Source organism: Sediminihabitans luteus (genome assembly GCF_002797595.1).
GTDB lineage: Bacteria > Actinomycetota > Actinomycetes > Actinomycetales > Cellulomonadaceae > Paraoerskovia > Paraoerskovia lutea.
Genome location: NZ_PGFE01000001.1, coordinates 343,468 through 360,494, shown reverse-complemented (window position 1 = coordinate 360,494; position 17,027 = coordinate 343,468). Strand labels below are relative to the sequence as shown.

Annotated in this window: 15 protein-coding genes and 1 pseudogene; 6 read left to right on the top strand and 10 right to left on the bottom strand. The window is 74.7% G+C overall.

The window, feature by feature from the left end:
• Nucleotides 1-54 precede the first annotated feature (54 nt).
• Nucleotides 55-1,593, top strand: coding sequence for an MFS transporter (locus tag CLV28_RS01675; RefSeq protein WP_100421558.1), 1,539 nt, complete (start codon nt 55-57; stop codon nt 1,591-1,593).
• 13 nt (nt 1,594-1,606) lie between these two features.
• Complete coding sequence (locus tag CLV28_RS01670; RefSeq protein WP_100422328.1) at nt 1,607-2,401, top strand: exodeoxyribonuclease III; 795 nt, start codon at nt 1,607-1,609, stop codon at nt 2,399-2,401.
• Between the two features lie 22 nt (nt 2,402-2,423).
• On the opposite strand, the gene CLV28_RS01665 is transcribed toward CLV28_RS01670, so the two are convergent.
• The 8 genes and pseudogenes from CLV28_RS01665 to CLV28_RS01635 form a co-directional block, all read right to left on the bottom strand.
• Nucleotides 2,424-2,813, bottom strand: coding sequence for a VOC family protein (locus CLV28_RS01665; protein ID WP_100421557.1), 390 nt, complete (start codon nt 2,811-2,813; stop codon nt 2,424-2,426).
• The gene (galK, locus tag CLV28_RS01660) at nt 2,813-4,051 is read right to left on the bottom strand and encodes a galactokinase (protein WP_239073389.1); all 1,239 of its coding nucleotides are present in this window, start codon (nt 4,049-4,051) and stop codon (nt 2,813-2,815) included. The genes CLV28_RS01665 and galK overlap by 1 nt, the downstream gene beginning before the upstream one ends.
• 6 nt (nt 4,052-4,057) lie before the next feature.
• Nucleotides 4,058-5,101, bottom strand: a pseudogene (gene galT / locus CLV28_RS15915) (galactose-1-phosphate uridylyltransferase); the annotation flags it as partial.
• Nucleotides 5,102-5,304: 203 nt separating this feature from the next.
• The gene (locus CLV28_RS01655) at nt 5,305-6,108 is read right to left on the bottom strand and encodes a DeoR/GlpR family DNA-binding transcription regulator (RefSeq protein WP_203968323.1); all 804 of its coding nucleotides are present in this window, start codon (nt 6,106-6,108) and stop codon (nt 5,305-5,307) included.
• An 82-nt stretch (nt 6,109-6,190) separates the two neighbouring features.
• Nucleotides 6,191-6,679 (bottom strand): DUF1269 domain-containing protein, encoded by a 489-nt coding sequence (locus tag CLV28_RS01650; RefSeq protein WP_100422326.1) that lies wholly within the window; start codon nt 6,677-6,679, stop codon nt 6,191-6,193.
• A gap of 185 nt (nt 6,680-6,864) precedes the next feature.
• Complete coding sequence (locus CLV28_RS01645; protein ID WP_170062607.1) at nt 6,865-8,028, bottom strand: Mrp/NBP35 family ATP-binding protein; 1,164 nt, start codon at nt 8,026-8,028, stop codon at nt 6,865-6,867.
• A 48-nt stretch (nt 8,029-8,076) separates the two neighbouring features.
• A complete protein-coding gene (locus tag CLV28_RS01640; protein WP_100421554.1) occupies nt 8,077-8,787 on the bottom strand; it encodes a DUF1003 domain-containing protein in 711 nt (236 codons plus the stop codon).
• Entirely contained in the window at nt 8,780-10,057 is a 1,278-nt protein-coding gene (locus CLV28_RS01635) for a magnesium transporter MgtE N-terminal domain-containing protein (protein ID WP_342352778.1), read from the bottom strand. Before CLV28_RS01635 ends, CLV28_RS01640 begins: the two co-directional genes overlap by 8 nt.
• Nucleotides 10,058-10,179: 122 nt before the next feature.
• Here CLV28_RS01635 and CLV28_RS01630 point away from each other — a divergent pair, with 122 nt between their 5' ends.
• Nucleotides 10,180-11,163, top strand: a complete 984-nt coding sequence (locus CLV28_RS01630) for a YflT domain-containing protein (protein WP_157802444.1) — start codon at nt 10,180-10,182, stop codon at nt 11,161-11,163.
• A 64-nt stretch (nt 11,164-11,227) separates the two neighbouring features.
• Here CLV28_RS01630 and CLV28_RS01625 read toward each other — a convergent pair whose 3' ends face one another.
• Together CLV28_RS01625 and CLV28_RS01620 are read right to left on the bottom strand one after the other, a co-directional pair.
• Nucleotides 11,228-12,766, bottom strand: a complete 1,539-nt coding sequence (locus tag CLV28_RS01625; protein ID WP_100421551.1) for an aminopeptidase P family protein — start codon at nt 12,764-12,766, stop codon at nt 11,228-11,230.
• The gene (locus tag CLV28_RS01620; protein WP_100421550.1) at nt 12,763-13,542 is read right to left on the bottom strand and encodes an alpha/beta fold hydrolase; all 780 of its coding nucleotides are present in this window, start codon (nt 13,540-13,542) and stop codon (nt 12,763-12,765) included. The genes CLV28_RS01625 and CLV28_RS01620 overlap by 4 nt, the downstream gene beginning before the upstream one ends.
• 47 nt (nt 13,543-13,589) lie before the next feature.
• Here CLV28_RS01620 and CLV28_RS01615 point away from each other — a divergent pair, with 47 nt between their 5' ends.
• The 3 genes from CLV28_RS01615 to CLV28_RS01605 all read left to right on the top strand — a co-directional run bounded on the left by CLV28_RS01615 (nt 13,590) and on the right by CLV28_RS01605 (nt 17,024).
• A complete protein-coding gene (locus tag CLV28_RS01615) occupies nt 13,590-14,429 on the top strand; it encodes a PHP domain-containing protein (RefSeq protein ID WP_170062606.1) in 840 nt (279 codons plus the stop codon).
• Nucleotides 14,426-15,067, top strand: coding sequence for a MarC family protein (locus CLV28_RS01610; protein ID WP_275405093.1), 642 nt, complete (start codon nt 14,426-14,428; stop codon nt 15,065-15,067). Before CLV28_RS01615 ends, CLV28_RS01610 begins: the two co-directional genes overlap by 4 nt.
• Nucleotides 15,068-15,137: 70 nt before the next feature.
• Nucleotides 15,138-17,024 (top strand): beta-N-acetylhexosaminidase, encoded by a 1,887-nt coding sequence (locus CLV28_RS01605; RefSeq protein WP_157802443.1) that lies wholly within the window; start codon nt 15,138-15,140, stop codon nt 17,022-17,024.
• Nucleotides 17,025-17,027: the final 3 nt, after the last annotated feature.

Here is a 17,027-nt window from a genome sequence, read left to right as displayed (position 1 = left end):
TCGTGACTCGGGCAACCTTCCGCCGGGGTCGTCCGCGGGCCTAGAGTCCCGGGCATGCCGACCGTCGGCGCCGCGCGGCGCACCCTCAGCGACCACTCCCGCGTCGCGGTCACCACGGCGTACGCCGTGCAGGGGCTGGGCTTCGCGGTCATGCTCACGCACATCCCGGCGTACAAGCGCGCGCTCGAGATCGACGACGACGTCGTGACCCTCGCGATCCTCGCGGTGTGCGTCGCCGCAGCTGCCGGCAGCGCGCTGTCCGGCCTCGTCGCGGCCCGGGTCGGTTCGGCGCGCGTCGTGGTGGGCGGTCTGCTCGTCGCCGCGTTCGGCATGCTCGGGGTGGGCGCCGCGGGCGGTCTCGGGACGTTCTTCACCGCGTTCGTGCTGTACGGGCTCGCGCTGGGCGCGGTCGACGCGTCCCTGAACATGCAGGGCGTCGCGCTCGAGCGGCGACGTGGCACGAGCCTGCTCGGGTCGTTCTTCGCGGCCAACGCGGCGGGCGGCGTGCTCGGCGCGCTCGCCGTCTCGGGCTCCGAGGCGCTCGACCTCGGGCTCGGGACGTCGAACCTGGTCGTCGCGTGCGTCATGGTGGTCGTGGTCCTGTGGGCCTCGCGCGGCCTGGTCGGCCCCGTCGAGGCCGGCGAGGTGTCGGACGTCGTAGCCACGGCCGCGTCGTCGGGCGGCCTCGCGCCCGGTGAGCCTGGGCCCGGTGGCCATGTGCCCGGTAGCCATGTGCCCGGTGGCCATGTGCCCGGTAGCCATGTGCCCGGTGGCCATGTGCCCGGTAGCCATGTGCCCGGTGACCATGTGCCCGGTGCCCCCGTGGTTGACGCACCCGTGACTGACGCACCCGTGACCGACGGCCTCGCACCCGGCGCACCCGGGCCCGGCGACGCCGGTGTCCCTGGGCCCGGGGAGGGCACCGACGGGTCCGCGTCGCCCGCCGTCCGCGGACCGGGCGTCGCCGCGGGGGTCGTGCTCGTGCTGGGCTTCGCGATGGTCGCGTACCCCATCGGCGACTCGGCGGTCTCGAGCTGGGGGTCGGTGTTCCTCGACGACGTCCTGCACGCGGGCGACGTGGTGCTGCCCCTGGGCTACGCGGCGTACCAGGCCGCGGTGATCGTGTCGCGCCTCGCGGCCGACGCGCTCGTGGCGCGCTGGGGCCGGGTGCGTCTCGTGCGCGCGGGCGGGCTGCTCGGCGCGGCCGGGTTCGCGCTCGTCGGACTCGCGCCGCACTGGACGCTCGCGCTGCTCGGCTTCGCCGCGGTCGGCCTCGGCATCGGCGTCGTGGCGCCCATGGCGTTCGCCGCGGTCGGTGACCGCGCGCGCGAGGTCGCCGTGCCGGGCGACCTCGAGCGGGTGACGGACGAGGCGCTCTCACGCCTCAACGTGTTCACGTACGTCGGCGCGGTGCTCGGCGGGGTGCTCACGGGGCTCTTCGCCACGGGCGACCACCTGCGGCTCGGCATCGGGGTGCTCGCGGTGCTCGCGTCGCTCTCGGCGCTGCTCGCGCACCGGTTCCGCGAGGCCGGAACGCCCGCGGCGTCACGTCGTCGGCCGGCACGCGATGCGGGGGCTGTCGCCGGCTCGTGATGGGATGTCCCTCGTGCTCACCATCGCGACCGTCAACGTCAACGGCATCCGTGCCGCCTTCAAGCGCGACATGGCCGGCTGGCTCGCCGCGCGCACGCCCGACGTCCTGCTGCTGCAGGAGGTCCGCGCGCCCGACGAGATCCTGCACGGGCTCTTCGAGGGCTGGCACGTGGTGCACCAGGCGAGCGAGATCAAGGGGCGCGCCGGGGTCGCGATCGCCACGCGCCTGCCCGTGACGGCCGTGCGCGTCGGTCTCGGCGAGGGCGAGCAGCCCGTCGACACCGGCCGGTGGGTCGAGGCCGACCTCGACCTGCCCGACGGCGGGTCGGTGACCGTGGTCTCGACCTACATCCACTCGGGCACGGCCGGGACGCCGTCGATGGACGACAAGTACGCCTACCTCGACCGCGTCACGGCGCGTATGCGCGAGCTCGCCCAGGAGGGGGCCCGCGTGGTCGTCGCGGGCGACGTCAACATCGCGCACCGCGAGGTCGACATCAAGAACTGGAAGGGCAACCTCAAGGCTGCAGGGTTCCTGCCGCAGGAGCGCGCCTACGTGGACACGTGGCTCGACGAGCTCGGCTACGTCGACCTCGGGCGCCAGCACGGCGGCGAGGGTCCCGGCCCGTACACGTGGTGGTCGTGGCGTGGGCAGGCGTTCGTCAACGACTCGGGCTGGCGCATCGACTACCAGCTCGCGACCCCGGCGCTCGCCGAGCGCGCGGTCAAGGTCGAGGTCGACCGGGCGGCGTCCTACGAGGAGCGGTTCAGCGACCACGCGCCGGTCGTCGCGACGTACGACCTGTAGTCGAGCGGCGCCCACCGGCGGGTCACGCGTCGGCGACGACCTCGACCTTGAACCCGTCGTCGTCCTCGAGCCAGCCGGCGTAGTGGGCCTCGCCGCCGGCGTGCGGGTACCGCTCGGCGTACAGCGGACGCCACCCGTGCGCGGGGGCGGTCGCCATGATCGCGTCGACCTCGGAGGCAGTGCCCCCGTGGAACGCCAGGTGGTTGACGCCGGGACGTCGGCGGTCGTGCTCGGGCGCGCTCAGGGTCGGGCTCGCGGTGACCACGACTTCCGCGCCGCCCGCGCGCCACGCCGCGCCGCCCGACCAAGAGCGCGAGCGCTCGAAGCCGAGCCGGTCGAGCAGCCAGTCCCAGCGCCCGAGCGCGGTCGCCGGGTCGGCGACCCAGAGCTCGACGTGGTGCAGCCCGGCCATCAGGCGGTGCGGCCCGCGGGGCCGGACGGCGTCGCGAGCAGCAGGTCCGGAGCGGTCAGCCCCGCCGCGGCGAACGCGGCGACGACGGCCGCGCCCACGCGCGAGGCGTCCGCGGCGCGCACGAGGGCGATCGCGGAGCCGCCGAACCCGCCGCCCGTCATGCGTGCCCCGAGCGCACCGGCGTCGCGCGCGGCCTCGACCGCGAGGTCGAGCTCGCGGCACGAGACCTCGTAGTCGTCGCGCAGCGACGCGTGCGAGGCGTCGAGCAGCGGGCCGATCTCGTGCGCCAGGCCGGCGTCGACGAGCGCGACGACCTCGCGGACCCGGCCGATCTCGGTGACCACGTGGCGCACGCGGCGCCGTGCGACGTCGTCGGTGAGCTTGTCGAGCGCGACGTCGAGGGCGCCGGGGTCGTCGTCCGCGAGCGCGCGCAGGTGCGGCAGTCCGAGCGCGGCGGCGGCCTCCTCGCACGTGCGCCGACGGTCGGCGTACTGCCCGTCGACGAGCTGGTGCTCGGCGCGCGTGTCGATCACGAGCAGCGCGAGCCCGGCCGCGGCGAGGTCGAACGGCACGCCGGTCGCGGCGTCGGCGGGGGAGAGGCCGGGTCGGCAGTCGAGCAGCAGGGCGTGGCCGGCGGTGCAGCGCAGGGACGCGGACTGGTCCATGCCACCCGTGGGGGCGCCCGCGATCTCGTTCTCGGCGCGCACGCATGCCGCCGCGAGCGTGGCCCGGCCGGCGTCGTCGTCCGCGAGACCCAGGCCGGCGACGTCGTCGAGCGCGACCGCGAACGCGCACTCGATCGCGGCCGACGACGACAGGCCGGCGCCGTACGGCACGCACGAGTCGACCACGGCGTCGAAGCCGCGCACCGGGTGCCCGGCCTCGCGCAGCGCCCACGCGACGCCCGCGACGTACGCGGGCCAGCCGTCGACGGTGCCGGGGGCGACGTCGGCGAGGTCGAGCTCGCGCACCCCGGGCTCCTGGGCCGAGGCGAGGCGCACGCGGTCGTCGTCGCGCGGGCGCAGCGCGACGAACGTGCGGTGCTCGAGCGCGACGGGCAGGCACAGCCCCGCGTTGTAGTCGGTGTGCTCCCCGACGACGTTGACGCGCCCGGGGGCCGACCACACGCCGACCTCCTCGGGGGTCGGGCCGAACGTGCGCGCGAACAGCGAGCGCACGCGCGCGGCGCCCTCGGCGGGCGTCCAGGCGGGGCGCGGTGCGGGCGCGCCGACGTGCAGGGGGCCGAGCTCGGCGAACCGGGCCGCGATGCGCTCGGGCGTCGTGTCGCTGATCCACGCGCCCATGCCGGACTCGGACCCGGCGAGGTACTTGAGCTTGCCGGGGGCGCGCAGCACCGAGAAGAGCTCGAGGTGCAGGCGGGCCAGGGGTGCGCCGTCGGGGCTCGTGGCGTGTCCCGCGCGGGTCACGGGCGCCTGGTGCCACGCGGCGATGTACGGCAGGGGGATGGGTGTGCCGTCCTCGGCGACGAAGAACCGGTCGGCGCGGCGCAGCAGCTCGAGGTACACGACCGCGAGGTCGTCGCGCTCGGCGTCGGTGAGCTCGGGCAGCGAGCCGACGTCGCGGTGCGGTGCGAGGTGCACCTCGACGGGCCAGCGGGCGGCGTAGGGCACGTACGCGGTCCAGTGCTCGCTCGTGAGCACGAGGCGCTCGCCCGCGGCCTGCTCGGAGTGCAGGACGTCGCGCAGCAGGTTGCCGCCCGTGCGCTCGGCGTACGCCCGGGCCTGCTCGAGCAGGCGTTGCGTGCGTGGCGTCAGGTACGGGTAGCCGTAGATCTGCCCGTGCGGGTGCGGCAGGGTCACCCCGATCTCGCGGCCACGGTTCTCGAAGCAGAAGACCTGGGAGATGCCGGGCGTCGCCCCGAGGGCGGCCGTGCGGTCGGCCCACGCCTCGATGATGGTGCGCACGCGCTCGGGCGGGAGGTCGCCGAACGACGTCGTGTGGTCGGACGAGAAGCACACGACCTCGCACCGGCCGGCGGCCGGGGCTGCGGCGTGCAGCGCGGCGTACGGGTCGTCGTCGAGCGCGTCGCCGGGTCGTGTGACGCGCTCGGCGTCGCCCGGCGCGGTGTCGGGGGCGCGCAGGAGCGAGGGGAAGCGGTTCTCGAAGACCGCGACGTCGTAGGCGGTGTCGGGGATCTCCCCGTCGGAGTACGCGCCCCCGGGCGTCGCGGGGCACAGCGGGCACGCGTCGGCGGCGGGCAGGAACGTGCGGTTCATGCGGTGCGAGGCCATGGGTACCCAGTCGCCCGTGAGCGGGTCGCGCCGCATCTCGGGCCCGACGAACGGCGCCGTCCCGCCGTCCGCGGTCGGCACGGGTGCGAAGCGCTCGCCCAGGGGCCGCGGGTCGTCGAGGCGGCGCGTGCGCGTGCCGTCGACGTACTCGGGGGAGTCGTCGTAGTAGACGAGCTCGCGCCCGTCGGCCAGGTGGGTCGTGGTGACCCGCACGCGGGGGCGTGCGGCCCCGGCCGCGCTCATGCCCGGGCCTCGGCGACCGGGTCGACCGTGGCGACGACGAGCTCGTCGACGACGTCGCGGGCCGCGGCCTGGTCGTCCGGCGGCAGACCGTCGTCCGTGACGAGGACGTCGACGTCCTCGAGCGCGGCGAACCGGGTGAGGCCGGTCTCCTGCCACTTGGTGTGGTCGGCGAGCACGACGGTGCGCGACGCGGCCGCGACGAGCATCGCGTTGGTCGCGCCCTCGTCGAGGTTGGGCGTCGTGAGGCCCGCGGCGAGGCCGACGCCGTGCGCGCCGAGGAACGCGACGTCGACGCGCAGAGAGGCGAGCGCGCGGTCCGCGACGGGGCCGACGAGCGCGTCGGACGGCGTGCGCACGCCGCCGGTGAGGATCGTCTCGAGGCGCGGGTCGCCGGTCGCGTGCAGCACCTCGGCCGCGCTCACGGAGTTGGTCACCACGGTCAGCGGTCGCAGCGCGGGGTCCTCCGCGATGACCGAGGCCAGGGCCGTCGTCGTGGTGCCCGCCGAGAGCGCGATCGCCGCGCCCGCCTCGACGTACGCGAGCGCGGCGCGGGCGATCGCGACCTTCTCGGGCACGGACTCGGCGGACTTCGCGGCGAACCCGGGCTCGTGCGCCGCGGTGCGGGGCAGGACGGCGCCGCCGTGGACCTTGCGCAGCACCCCGCGCTCGGCGAGCTCGGTGATGTCGCGCCGCACCGTCATGTCCGAGACGTCGAGGCTCTCGGCGAGCTCGGCGATGCGGACGGCGCCGTGCAGGCGCAGGGCGGTCAGGATGCGGTCGTGACGCTGCGTGGCGAGCATGTGCACATCATGGCACATGTTGAACAGAAGGTGACACGTTCAAACATCCGGGCGGACGCAGCCTCGGTGACCGTGACCCCGGTCAGGCGCTGCCGAAGGTCTCCAAGAGGACGTCGCGCTCGGCCTCGGTGAGGTTCGTGCTGAGCAGCCGTGCGTCACGCCCCCGCCACCGCTCACCGACCCGCTCGAAGTCCGCACCCTCGGTGACCATGAACAGGGCGGACGTCCCCGGGGTGATCTGCTCCTTGATCCGGGCGAAGTCCTCCTCGCGCAGGCTCGTCCCCTCGGAGGCCTTCGACAAGGCCCCGAGGCCCGCCCCGATCGCCGCGCCGGCGACGGGGATCGCGAAGAGCGCGCCGCCGAGGACGCCCCACAGCGTCCCCCACGCCGCTCCGTGCTTCGTCCCGTCGTGCTTGTGGTGCAGGGTGGGGGTCTCGTCGCCCTCGGGCCAGGTGAGGACCGCGTGGTCGACGACGGTGACGAGCTGGTCGCTCTCTGCGGCCTTGAGGGCCGACTCGGCGCCTGTCGCGCCGTCCGCGTCCTCGAACTTCCACACGGTGAACGTCGTCATGATGCGCTCCTCCTCGGGGTCGTGCAGGCGTGTGCCGCCCACCGGCTCCGGGAGACGAACGCCACCCAGCGCCGGACGGCCCTTCGATCGTCCCCTCCGCCGGGGCGCGTGTCGCGCCGAGCGTGCGGGCTGCCCGTGGGCCGAGCTCGACCACGTGGACCGCCGGGACCGCTGACTCCGACGTCTCAGACGGGCGAGATGCCCAACGACCGCCCCGCCAGGCCGCGTGCCCGCGACCCGAGCCGGGCTGCGGCGTCCGACAGCGCGACCGCGGCCGGGGACGTCGGGTCGCGCAACACGACCGGGGTCCCCGCGTCGCCCGCCTCGCGCAGCGCGACGTCGAGCGGCACCTGCGCGAGCAGCGGCACGTCGGTGCCGACCGCCGCGGTGAGGTTCTGCGCGACGCGCTCGCCGCCGCCCGCGCCGAACAGCTCGAGGCGCGTGCCGTCGGGCTGCTCGAGCCACGACATGTTCTCGAGCACGCCCACCACGCCCTGGTTCGTCTGCGTGGCGATCGAACCGGCGCGCTCGGCGACCTCGGCGGCCGCGACCTGCGGCGTCGTCACGACGAGGATCTCGCTGCCCGGCAGGAGCTGCGCGACCGAGATCGCGATGTCGCCCGTGCCCGGCGGCAGGTCGAGCAGCAGGACGTCGAGGTCACCCCAGAACACGTCCGCGAGGAACTGCTGGAGCGCGCGGTGCAGCATCGGCCCGCGCCACACCACGGGCTGCCCCGGGGGCACGAACATGCCGATCGAGACGACCTTGACCTCGTGCGCGATCGGGGGCAGCAGCATCGAGTCGACGCGCGTGGGCTGCCGGTCGACCCCGAGCATGCGGGGGATCGAGAAGCCGTAGATGTCGGCGTCGACCACGCCGACCTTGAGGCCCTGCGCGGCCATCGCGACCGCGAGGTTCGCGGTCACCGTCGACTTGCCGACGCCGCCCTTGCCCGACGCGACCGCGTAGACCTTGGTCAGCGAGTCCGGCTGGGCGAACGGGATCACGGGCTCGCCGACCCCGCCGCGGAGCATGGTGCGCAGCTCCTCGCGCTGCTCGGCGCTCATGACCCCGAGCTCGACCTCGGCCTCCTCGACCCCCTCGACCGAGAGCGCCGCCGCCGTCACGTCCCGTACCAGCGTCTGCTTCATGGGGCAGCCCGCGACCGTGAGGTCGACGCTCACCACCGCCAGGGCACCGCCCTCCGGGCGGCCCTCGAGCCCGACCGCCGCGACCATGCCGAGCTCGGTGATCGGCCGCCGGATCTCCGGGTCGATGACCCCGCCGAGCGCCTCGCGCACGCGCTCGGTCAGGGCTTCCAGGTCGGCCAGGGAGATGTCGGGAGCCATACCGACCATCCTAGGTGCCGGACGCCGCCGGGCGGGCTCGACCCCCGGTCACGCGGTCGGGTCGGGGGCGCCGTCGGCGACCGCGGGCAGGTCGCGCCCGCCGTTCCCGCGCTGCACGGCCTCGCGCTGCTCGAGCTCACGGGCCGACGCGCGCTGGGCAGACTCCTGCCGTGCAGAGTCCTGCCGTGCAGAGTCCCGCTGTGCAGAGTCCCGCTGTGCCGACTCGCGCTGCTCGAGCTCACGCCGTGCCGAGTCCCGCTGGGCTGACTCGCGCTGCTCCAGCTCGCGCTGCTCCTCGAGCTCCTCCATGAGGTTGCGCAGCTCGCCGCGCACGAAGTCGCGGGTCGCGACCTCGTTGAGCGCGATGCGCAGGGCCGCCATCTCGCGTGCCAGGTACTCGGTGTCGGCGAGGTTCCGCTCGGCCCGCTGACGGTCCTGCTCGGCCTGCACGCGGTCGCGGTCGGTCTGCCGGTTCTGCGCGAGCAGGATCAGGGGCGCGGCGTACGACGCCTGGAGCGAGAGCATGAGCGTCAGGGCCGTGAACCCGTTCGAGGCGGAGTCGAACCGCAGGTCGGACGGCCCCCAGGAGTTCCACGCGATCCACACGATGCAGAACAGTGTGAGGTAGAAGATGAACCGCGGCGTCCCGAGGAACCGGGCCACGGACTCCGAGATCGTCCCTGCGGCGTCCTCGCCGAACGAGATCCGGGGGATCAGGCTGCGACGGGGCTCCTTCGGCTGGTCGATGCGGTCAGCCACGGCGACCCCCCTGGCGGGCGTCGTCGTCGTCGGTCTCGCGCCAGTCGTCGGGCAGCATGTGGTCGAGCACGTCGTCGACGCTCACCGCCCCCACAAGCCGGCGCTCGCTGTCGAGCACCGGGATCGAGAGCATGTCGTAGGTCGCGAGCTCGCGCGTGACCCGCTCGAGCGAGGCGGACTCGGGCACACCCTCGACGTCGGTGTCGATCACGGACCCGACGGGCTCGTGCGGGGGCTCGCGGAGCAGGCGCTGGAAGTGCACGACGCCCAGGAACTTGCCGGTCGGCGTCTCCAGCGGCGGGCGCGTCACGAACACCATGGTCGCGAGCGCCGCGGGGAGGTCCTTGCGACGGATGTGCGCGAGGGCCGCCGCGATCGGGGTCTCGGGGGACAGGATCACGGGCTCGGTGGTCATCAGACCGCCCGCGGTGTCCTCGTCGTAGGCGAGCAGACGTCGCACGTCGCGGGCGTCCTCGGGCTCCATGCGCTCGAGCAGCTCGGCCGCGCGCGCGTCCGGCAGCTCGTGCAGCAGGTCGGCCGCGTCGTCGGGCTGCATGGCCTCGAGCACGTCGGCGGCGCGGTCGTTGTCGAGCCCCGACAGGATCGAGACCTGGTCGTCCTCGGGCAGCTCCTCCAGCACGTCCGCGAGGCGCTCGTTGTCGAGCGCGACCGCGACCTCGAGGCGGCGCGTGTCGCCGAGGTCGTGCAGCACGTCCGCGAGGTCTGCGGCCTTGAGGTCGTCGTAGGCGGCGAGCAGCATCGCGGCGCCCTGGTCGCCCGACGTCGAGGCGAGGCCCGTCACGGCGTCGACGTCGACCATCTGCGTCTCGCCACGTCGGCGGATGCCGATCGGACCCTTGTGCGTGCGACCGCGCCGCACGAACAGCTTGTCGACGAGCCAGTCGCCGGAGCGCTGCTGCGCGATCGAGAGGTCGACGACCGTGGCCGTGCCCGACCCGTCGACGAGCGTGACCTCGCGCTCGAGGAGCTCGCTCACCGCCAACGTCTCGAGCGCACGCTGCTCGAACCGGCGCACGTTGAGCAGCCCGGTGATGATGACCTGCCCCGCGTCCATCGAGGTCACCCGCGTCAGGGGCAGGAACACGCGGCGCTTGCCGGGCACCTCGACCACGAGCCCGACCGCGCGCGGCGCACCCTTGGGGCGCACCAGCACGACGACGTCCCGCACCCGCCCGACCTGGTCGCCGAGCGGGTCGAACACGGGCATGCCGGCGAGCCGTGCGACGAATGCTCTGGTGGGGGCGCTCACGCCCGTCAGCCTAGTTGCTCGCGGCTCGCTCGCCGGGTGGGCGCCCCGGGCGCGCACGTGCCGCGCGTCACCCGGGCGGTGCGCCTCTCGCTTCTCGCAGCGTGCTGCGGGAGAATGCGGCCATGAGCATGTCGCGCCCCAACACCGTCCTCAAGGTGCCGACCCTCCCCGAGGGTCAGGTCATCGCCACCTACACGTCGTACCTCGAGGCGCAGAAGGCGGTCGACTACATGGCCGACAGCCGGTTCGCGGTCGAGTACGTGACGATCGTCGGCTCCGACCTCAAGATGGTCGAGCGAGTCATCGGGCGCCTGAGCTACGGGCGCGTGGCGCTCGCGGGCCTCGCCTCGGGGGCGTGGTTCGGCCTCTTCGTGGGACTGCTCCTCACGCTCTTCGGCGGCACCTCGGGCAGCGCGATCGGCGGCGTCATCATCACCGCGATCGTGCTCGGCGCCGGGTTCGGCATGCTGTTCGGGGTGCTGAGCTTCGCGATGTCGGGTCGCAAGCGCGACTTCACGTCGTCGAGCCAGATCGTCGCGAGCGAGTACTCGATCCTGTGCGCGCCCGAGAAGGCGGGCGAGGCCCGGCAGGTCCTCGAGCGCTTCGTCGCGGGCGTGCCCCCGACCGGTGAGCCCACCGGGGACGCCGGCACGCACAAGCCCGTGCCGCCGGCACCGTCGGGGCAGCCCCCGGTCCAGCCGCCGTACGGCCAGCAGCCGCCGGTCCAGCCGCCGTACGGCCAGCAGCCGCAGCAGCCCACGCCGGGTCAGCCGCCGGTGTGGCCGACGCCGGGCCAGCCCGCGCAGGGGACCCAGGCGCCGACGGGCGAGCAGCCCGCCCCGACCCCGCCGGTGCGCACGCCCGACCCGAGGTTCGTGACGCCGTCCGGCGCCCCGCGCTACGGCGCGATGCTCTCCGACTTCCAGAACCCGCCCGCGGCGCCGCCCGCCGAGCCGGCGCCGGCCGAGCCGTCCGCGGCCGAGCCGACGCCCACGGAGTCGGCGCCCACGAAGCCGACGCCGGCCGAGCCGACGTCCGCCGAGCCCACGGCTGAGTCGGCCGACCGCGGCACCGATCGCGAGGACGACGCCCCGCGCCAGGGCTGAGGCCGCTCGCGCACGACGACGCCCTCCGCACCGACCGGTGCGGAGGGCGTCGTCGTTCGTCGGGTCAGTCGCGCACGGACGCCATCCACGCGACGAGCTCGTCGGGGTGGCGGGGGAGCGCGCCCGAGAGGTTGACGTTGCCGTCCTCGGTCACGAGGACGTCGTCCTCGATGCGCACCCCGATGCCGCGGTACTCCTCGGGCACGTTCATGTCGTCCGACTTGAAGTACAGGCCGGGCTCGATCGTGAACACCATGCCCGGCTCGAGCACCGCGTCCATGTACATCTCGCGTCGCGCCTGCGCGCAGTCGTGCACGTCCATGCCGAGGTGGTGGCTCGTGCCGTGCACCATCCAGCGGCGGTGCTGCTGCCCCTCGGGCGTGAGCGACTCGGCCGCGGGCACGGGCAGCAGGCCCCACTCCTCGAGCCGGGCCGCGAGCACCTCCATCGCGGCGGCGTGCAGGTCGCGGAACCGCGACCCGGGCCGCGCGACCGCGAACGCGGCGTCGGCGGCGTCGAGCACGGCCTGGTAGACGCGGCGCTGCACCTCGGTGAACTCGCCGTCCACGGGCAGGGTGCGGGTCACGTCCGCGGTGTAGAGCGAGTCGACCTCGACGCCCGCGTCGACGAGCACGAGCTCGCCCTCGCGGACCTCGCCGTCGTTCGTCGTGTAGTGCAGCGTGGTCGCGTGGTCGCCCGCGGCGGCGATCGTCTCGTAGCCCACGGCGTTGCCCTCGAGGCGCGCGTGCGCGTCGAACGTGGTCTCGATGACGCGCTCGCCGCGGCGGTGGCCCACGGCACGGCGCAGGTTGCGCACGATCTCGGCGAACCCGTCGATCGTGGTGTCGACCGCGAGACGCATCTGCTCGATCTCGTGGTCGTCCTTGACGAGGCGCACCTCCGAGACCGCCTCGGTCAGGGCGTCGTCCTGCGCGTGCTCCGCGAGCGCGTCGGCGTCGAGCCCGGCCTCGGCGCGGATCGCCTCGACGAGCGCCTCGATGCCCTCGTCGGCGTTCTCGACGACGAGCAGGTGCACCCCGCCCTCGCCGACGTCCTTGGCGAGCGCGTCGCGCAGCTCGTCGACGTGGCGGGCCTCGATGCCGGTCGCGGTCGCGACGTCGTCGAGCGTGGGGCGCGCGCCGACCCAGAACTCGCCGTAGCGGGCGTCGGCGTAGAACTCCTCGGTGTCGCGCGCGGCGAGCGGGCGCACGTACAGCACGGCGTGGTGGTCGGAGCCGCCGTCGCCCGTGCCGGGCTCGACGGGGTGCAGCACGAGCACCGCGTCGGGCTCCTGGTCGGTGCCGAACCCGGTCAGGTGCGCGAACGCGCTGTGCGGGCGGAACCGGTAGTCGCAGTCGTTCGAGCGCACCTTGAGCGTGCCGGCGGGCACGACGAGGCGGGCGCCCGGGAACCGTGACGCGACGAGCTCGCGGCGGGCCGGGGTGAAGTCCGCGACGGGCAGCCGTTGCACGCCGAGGTCACGGCGGGGGGCCCAGCCGCTCGTCACGAACGCCTTGAAGGCGTCGGAGGCGGGCCGGGCCGAACGGTTGTCGTTGCGCGACTCGATGGTCTGGGGTGTGGACTCGATGTCGTCGGTGCTCATGGGTCCAGTCTCGCACCCGTGGCCGAGGACGCCTCGGCGAGCACCTGCGCGATCACGTCGTCGAGCTCCGCGTCGAACGCGGCGGGCGCGTCGGTGCTCACGTCGTGCCCGGCGCCCGGGATCACGGTCAGACGGGCCCGCGGGTTCGCCGCCAGGTGCCGGCGCTCGTCGACGCGCATCGGGTCGCGCACCCCGTTGACGAGTCGCACGGGCACGCGCACCGCGGCGAGCGTCGCGAGCGACGAACGTCCCGCGAGCCCGCTGAGCGCGGCCGTGACGACCTCCCAGCCCGGCTGCCGGGCCAGGTCGGGGTCGGACGCCGGGGCCGGCGTCCGCCCGCGTCGTGGCCGCAGCACGGCGCGGGCAGCCCGCCGTGCCGGGGCCGTGCCCTCCCAGCCGGTCACGACCGCGCTCGCCGCGTCCCGGTAGAGGGCGACGGGGCGCCCGCGCGGCTCGGCCGTGCACGCCGCGGCGACCACCGCGACCACCCGGGCGGGACGTTCGGCCGCGTACCGCAGCACGGTGTACCCGCCCAGGGAGAGCCCGACCAGGACCACGGGTCCGGGGACGGCGGCGACGGCGTCCGCGACGACCTGCTGCGCGGCGTCCGCGGTGTAGGGCTCGTCGAACCGGGCGCCGTGGCCCGGCAGGTCGACCGCGACCGCCCGCACGCCCGCGGCACCCAGGTGCGCGAGCTGTGCGGCCCAGATCGCGCGGGACGTGCGCAGCCCGTGCACGAGGACGACGGACGGGAGCCCGTCCGGGGGCGCGGCCATCCTCCATCATGCGTCGCGCGGCCGGGGGCGGTCACTATCCTGGCGAGGTGAACATCGACCTCCACACGCACTCGAGCGCGTCCGACGGCACCGACGCGCCCGGGACGGTGGTGGCCGACGCCGCGGCGGCCGGGCTCGACGTGGTCGCGCTGACCGACCACGACACGACCGCCGGGTGGGACGAGGCCGCGCGCGCCGCGCAGCGGGTCGGCGTCGCGCTCGTGCGGGGCACCGAGGTCTCGGCCCGTGCCGGCGGCGTGAGCGTGCACGTGCTGAGCTACCTGCAGGACCCGACGCACCCCGTGCTGCTCGGCGAGCTCGCGCAGGCGCGCGAGTCGCGGCGCTCGCGGGCCCGCCGCATGGTCGAGCTCGTCGCGCAGGACTACCCGATCACGTGGGACGACCTGCTCGCGCAGACGGTCGAGGGCACGACGATCGGGCGCCCGCACATCGCGGACGCGCTCGTCGCCGCGGGGCACGTGAGCGACCGCTCGGCGGCGTTCGCGACGATCCTGCGCGCGGGCAGCCCGTACTACGTCGCGCACTACGCGCCGGACGCCGTCGCGGCGGTCCGCGCGGTCGTCGCGGCGGGCGGGGTGCCGGTCTTCGCGCACCCGGGGGCGACGGTGCGCGGCCGGGTCGTCGACGACGCGACCATCGAGGCGATGGTCGAGGCGGGTCTCGCGGGGCTCGAGGCGGACCATCGCGACCACACGCCCGAGCAGCGCGACCGGCTGCGGGACACGGCCCGTGCGCTGGGGCTGTTCGTGACCGGGTCGAGCGACTACCACGGCGCGGGCAAGCCCAACCGGCTCGGCGAGAACACGACCGACCGCGCCGTGCTCGAGGAGATCGAGGCGCGCGGGTTCACGGACGTCGTGCGGTGAGCGGGCTCGCCGAGGTCGTCGACGTCCGGCTGTTCACCGAGGTCTTCGTGACGCTGTTCGTCATCATGGACCCGCCCGGGCAGGTGCCGATCTTCCTCGGCCTCACGGGAGCGATGACGTCGCGCCAGCGGGCCGCGGCCGCACGAACAGCGATCTTTGTCGCGTTCGGCGTGATCGTGGGGTTCGCGGTGTTCGGCCAGCAGGTGCTCAACTACCTGCACGTGTCGCTGCCCGCACTGCAGGCTGCGGGCGGTCTGCTCCTGCTGCTCGTGGCGATGCAGCTCCTCACGGGCACGTTCGAGGTGCCCGAGCCGGCGTCGGGCAAGGGCGGCAACGTCGCGCTCGTGCCGCTCGGCACGCCGCTGCTCGCGGGCCCCGGCGCGATCGTCGCGACCATGGTGTTCGTGCAGCAGGCGCACGACGACGGCAGCCCGCTGCGCGACTGGGTGTCGATCGCCGCGGGCCTCGTCGCGGTGTGCGTGTGCCTCTACCTCGCGATGCGGTTCGCGAACGTGATCCACCGCGTGCTGGGCGAGTCCGGCACGACGCTCGTGAGCCGCATCGCCGGTCTGCTGCTCTCCGCGATCGCGGTCCAGTCGCTCGCCAACGCCATCACGGCGTTCGTCCAGGCCGCCTGAAAGGTCTCGATACGGTCACGATCGGACGATCGGGGTCGACGACGCCGCGCCCGGTCTAGCGTCCGTGGACGTGAGAACCGATCCCGCCCCCGACCGTCCCGCACCACGCCGCCGCCGCGCCCTCGCCGCGGCCGCGGTCGTCGTCGGCCTCGCCGCCGCCACCGCGGTCACGCTCGCCGTGACGTCGGACGGCGCGGCCGACGGCTCCGGCACGACCCTCGGCCTGGTCCCGATGCCCGTCTCGCTCGAGCAGGACGGTGGTGACCCGTTCGTCCTCGAGCCGACCACGCGAGTGGTCACCGTCGTGGACGCGGACGTCGCGGGCGACGTCCGCGCGGCCGTGACCGGGGTGGGGGAGACCCTCGGCGAGCAGCTCGCGCCCGCGACCGGGTTCGACCTGGCCCGGGCCGACGGGCCGAGCGCAGCGGTGGACGGTGATGCGGGTGACGGTGACACGGTCGAGGTGAGCGCCGACGACCTCGACGTCGTGCCGGGCAGCATCACGCTCCGGCTCGTGGGTGACGCCGCCGGGTGGGACCCGAACGGGCCCCTGACCGACCCCGCGGCCGAGCGGTACGCGCTCGCCGCGACGTCCGACGGGGTGACGATCGAGGCCGCGACGCCCGCGGGGCTGTTCCGCGGGACCCAGACGCTGCTCCAGCTGCTGCCCGCGCCCGTCGCGGCCACCTCCGAGCAGCCCGCGCCGGCCGGTGGCTGGACGGTGCCCGCCGTCCGCGTCGAGGACCAGCCGCGCTACGCCTACCGCGCCGTCGGGCTCGACGTCGCGCGGCGCTTCTACCCGGTCGAGGACGTGCTGCGGCTGATCGACCAGGCCGCGTCGTACAAGTTCGACGTGCTGCGCCTGCACCTCGCCGACGACCAGGGCTGGCGCATCGCGATCGACGGCATGCCCGAGCTCACCGAGATCGGCGCGCGCACGCAGTCCGGGTTCGCGCCCGGCACGAACGACACGGGCGAGGACTGGTACTACACCGCCGAGGACTACGCGCGGATCGTCGACCACGCGGCCCGCCGGTTCGTGACCGTGGTGCCCGAGATCGACGGCCCCGGCCACACGCTCGCGGCGCAGTCCGCGATCGGCGCGCTGCGCTGCGACGGCACGCCCGCCGAGCCCTACTCCGGGTTCGACGTCGGCAACCCCATGATCTGCTCGTCCGACGAGAACATGCCCGCGGTGCGCGACTACCTGCACGGCGTCGTCACGGCGCTCGCCGACATGACGCCCGGGCCGTACCTGCACCTGGGCGGCGACGAGGTGCCCGACCCGCCCGACGGCTGGTACGAGAACTACACCGAGGCCGCCAACGCGGAGGTCGTCGCCGCCGGCAAGACCGTGATCGGGTGGCACGAGTGGGCGCAGTCCGAGACCCTGCCGCCCGGGACGCTCGTCGAGTACTGGGGCGTGGGCGGGCGCAACCGCGCCGGGATCGGCACGCAGGTCGAGACCGACGAGGTCGGGTACATGCGCGACGCGGTGGACAAGGGCGCCGACGTGGTCATGATGCCGCCCGACCGCACGTACCTCGACATGCGGTACGACGACTGGAGCACGTACGGCCTCCAGTGGGCAGGGTTCGTCGACCTCGAGCAGGCCTACGACTGGGATCCCGCGACCGAGCTCACGTCGCCCCTGGACGACTCGCTCGTCGCCGTCCCGGCCGACCGCGTCGTGGGCGTCGAGGCCGCGCTGTGGTCGGACCGCACGTACCAGAACGGCGTGCTCGCGCTGCCGGACTCGACCGACGACTTCGTGCCCGTGCAGCAGTACATGGACTACCTGCTGTACCCGCGCCTGCCGGCGGTCGCCGAAGTCGCGTGGACGCCCCAGGCGCAGCGCGACTACGCGACGTTCGTGCCGAGGCTCGTGCAGCACGCCGCGCGGTGGGACGCGCAGCAGATCGGGTGGAACCGCGTGACCGACGTCGACTGGCCGTAGCCG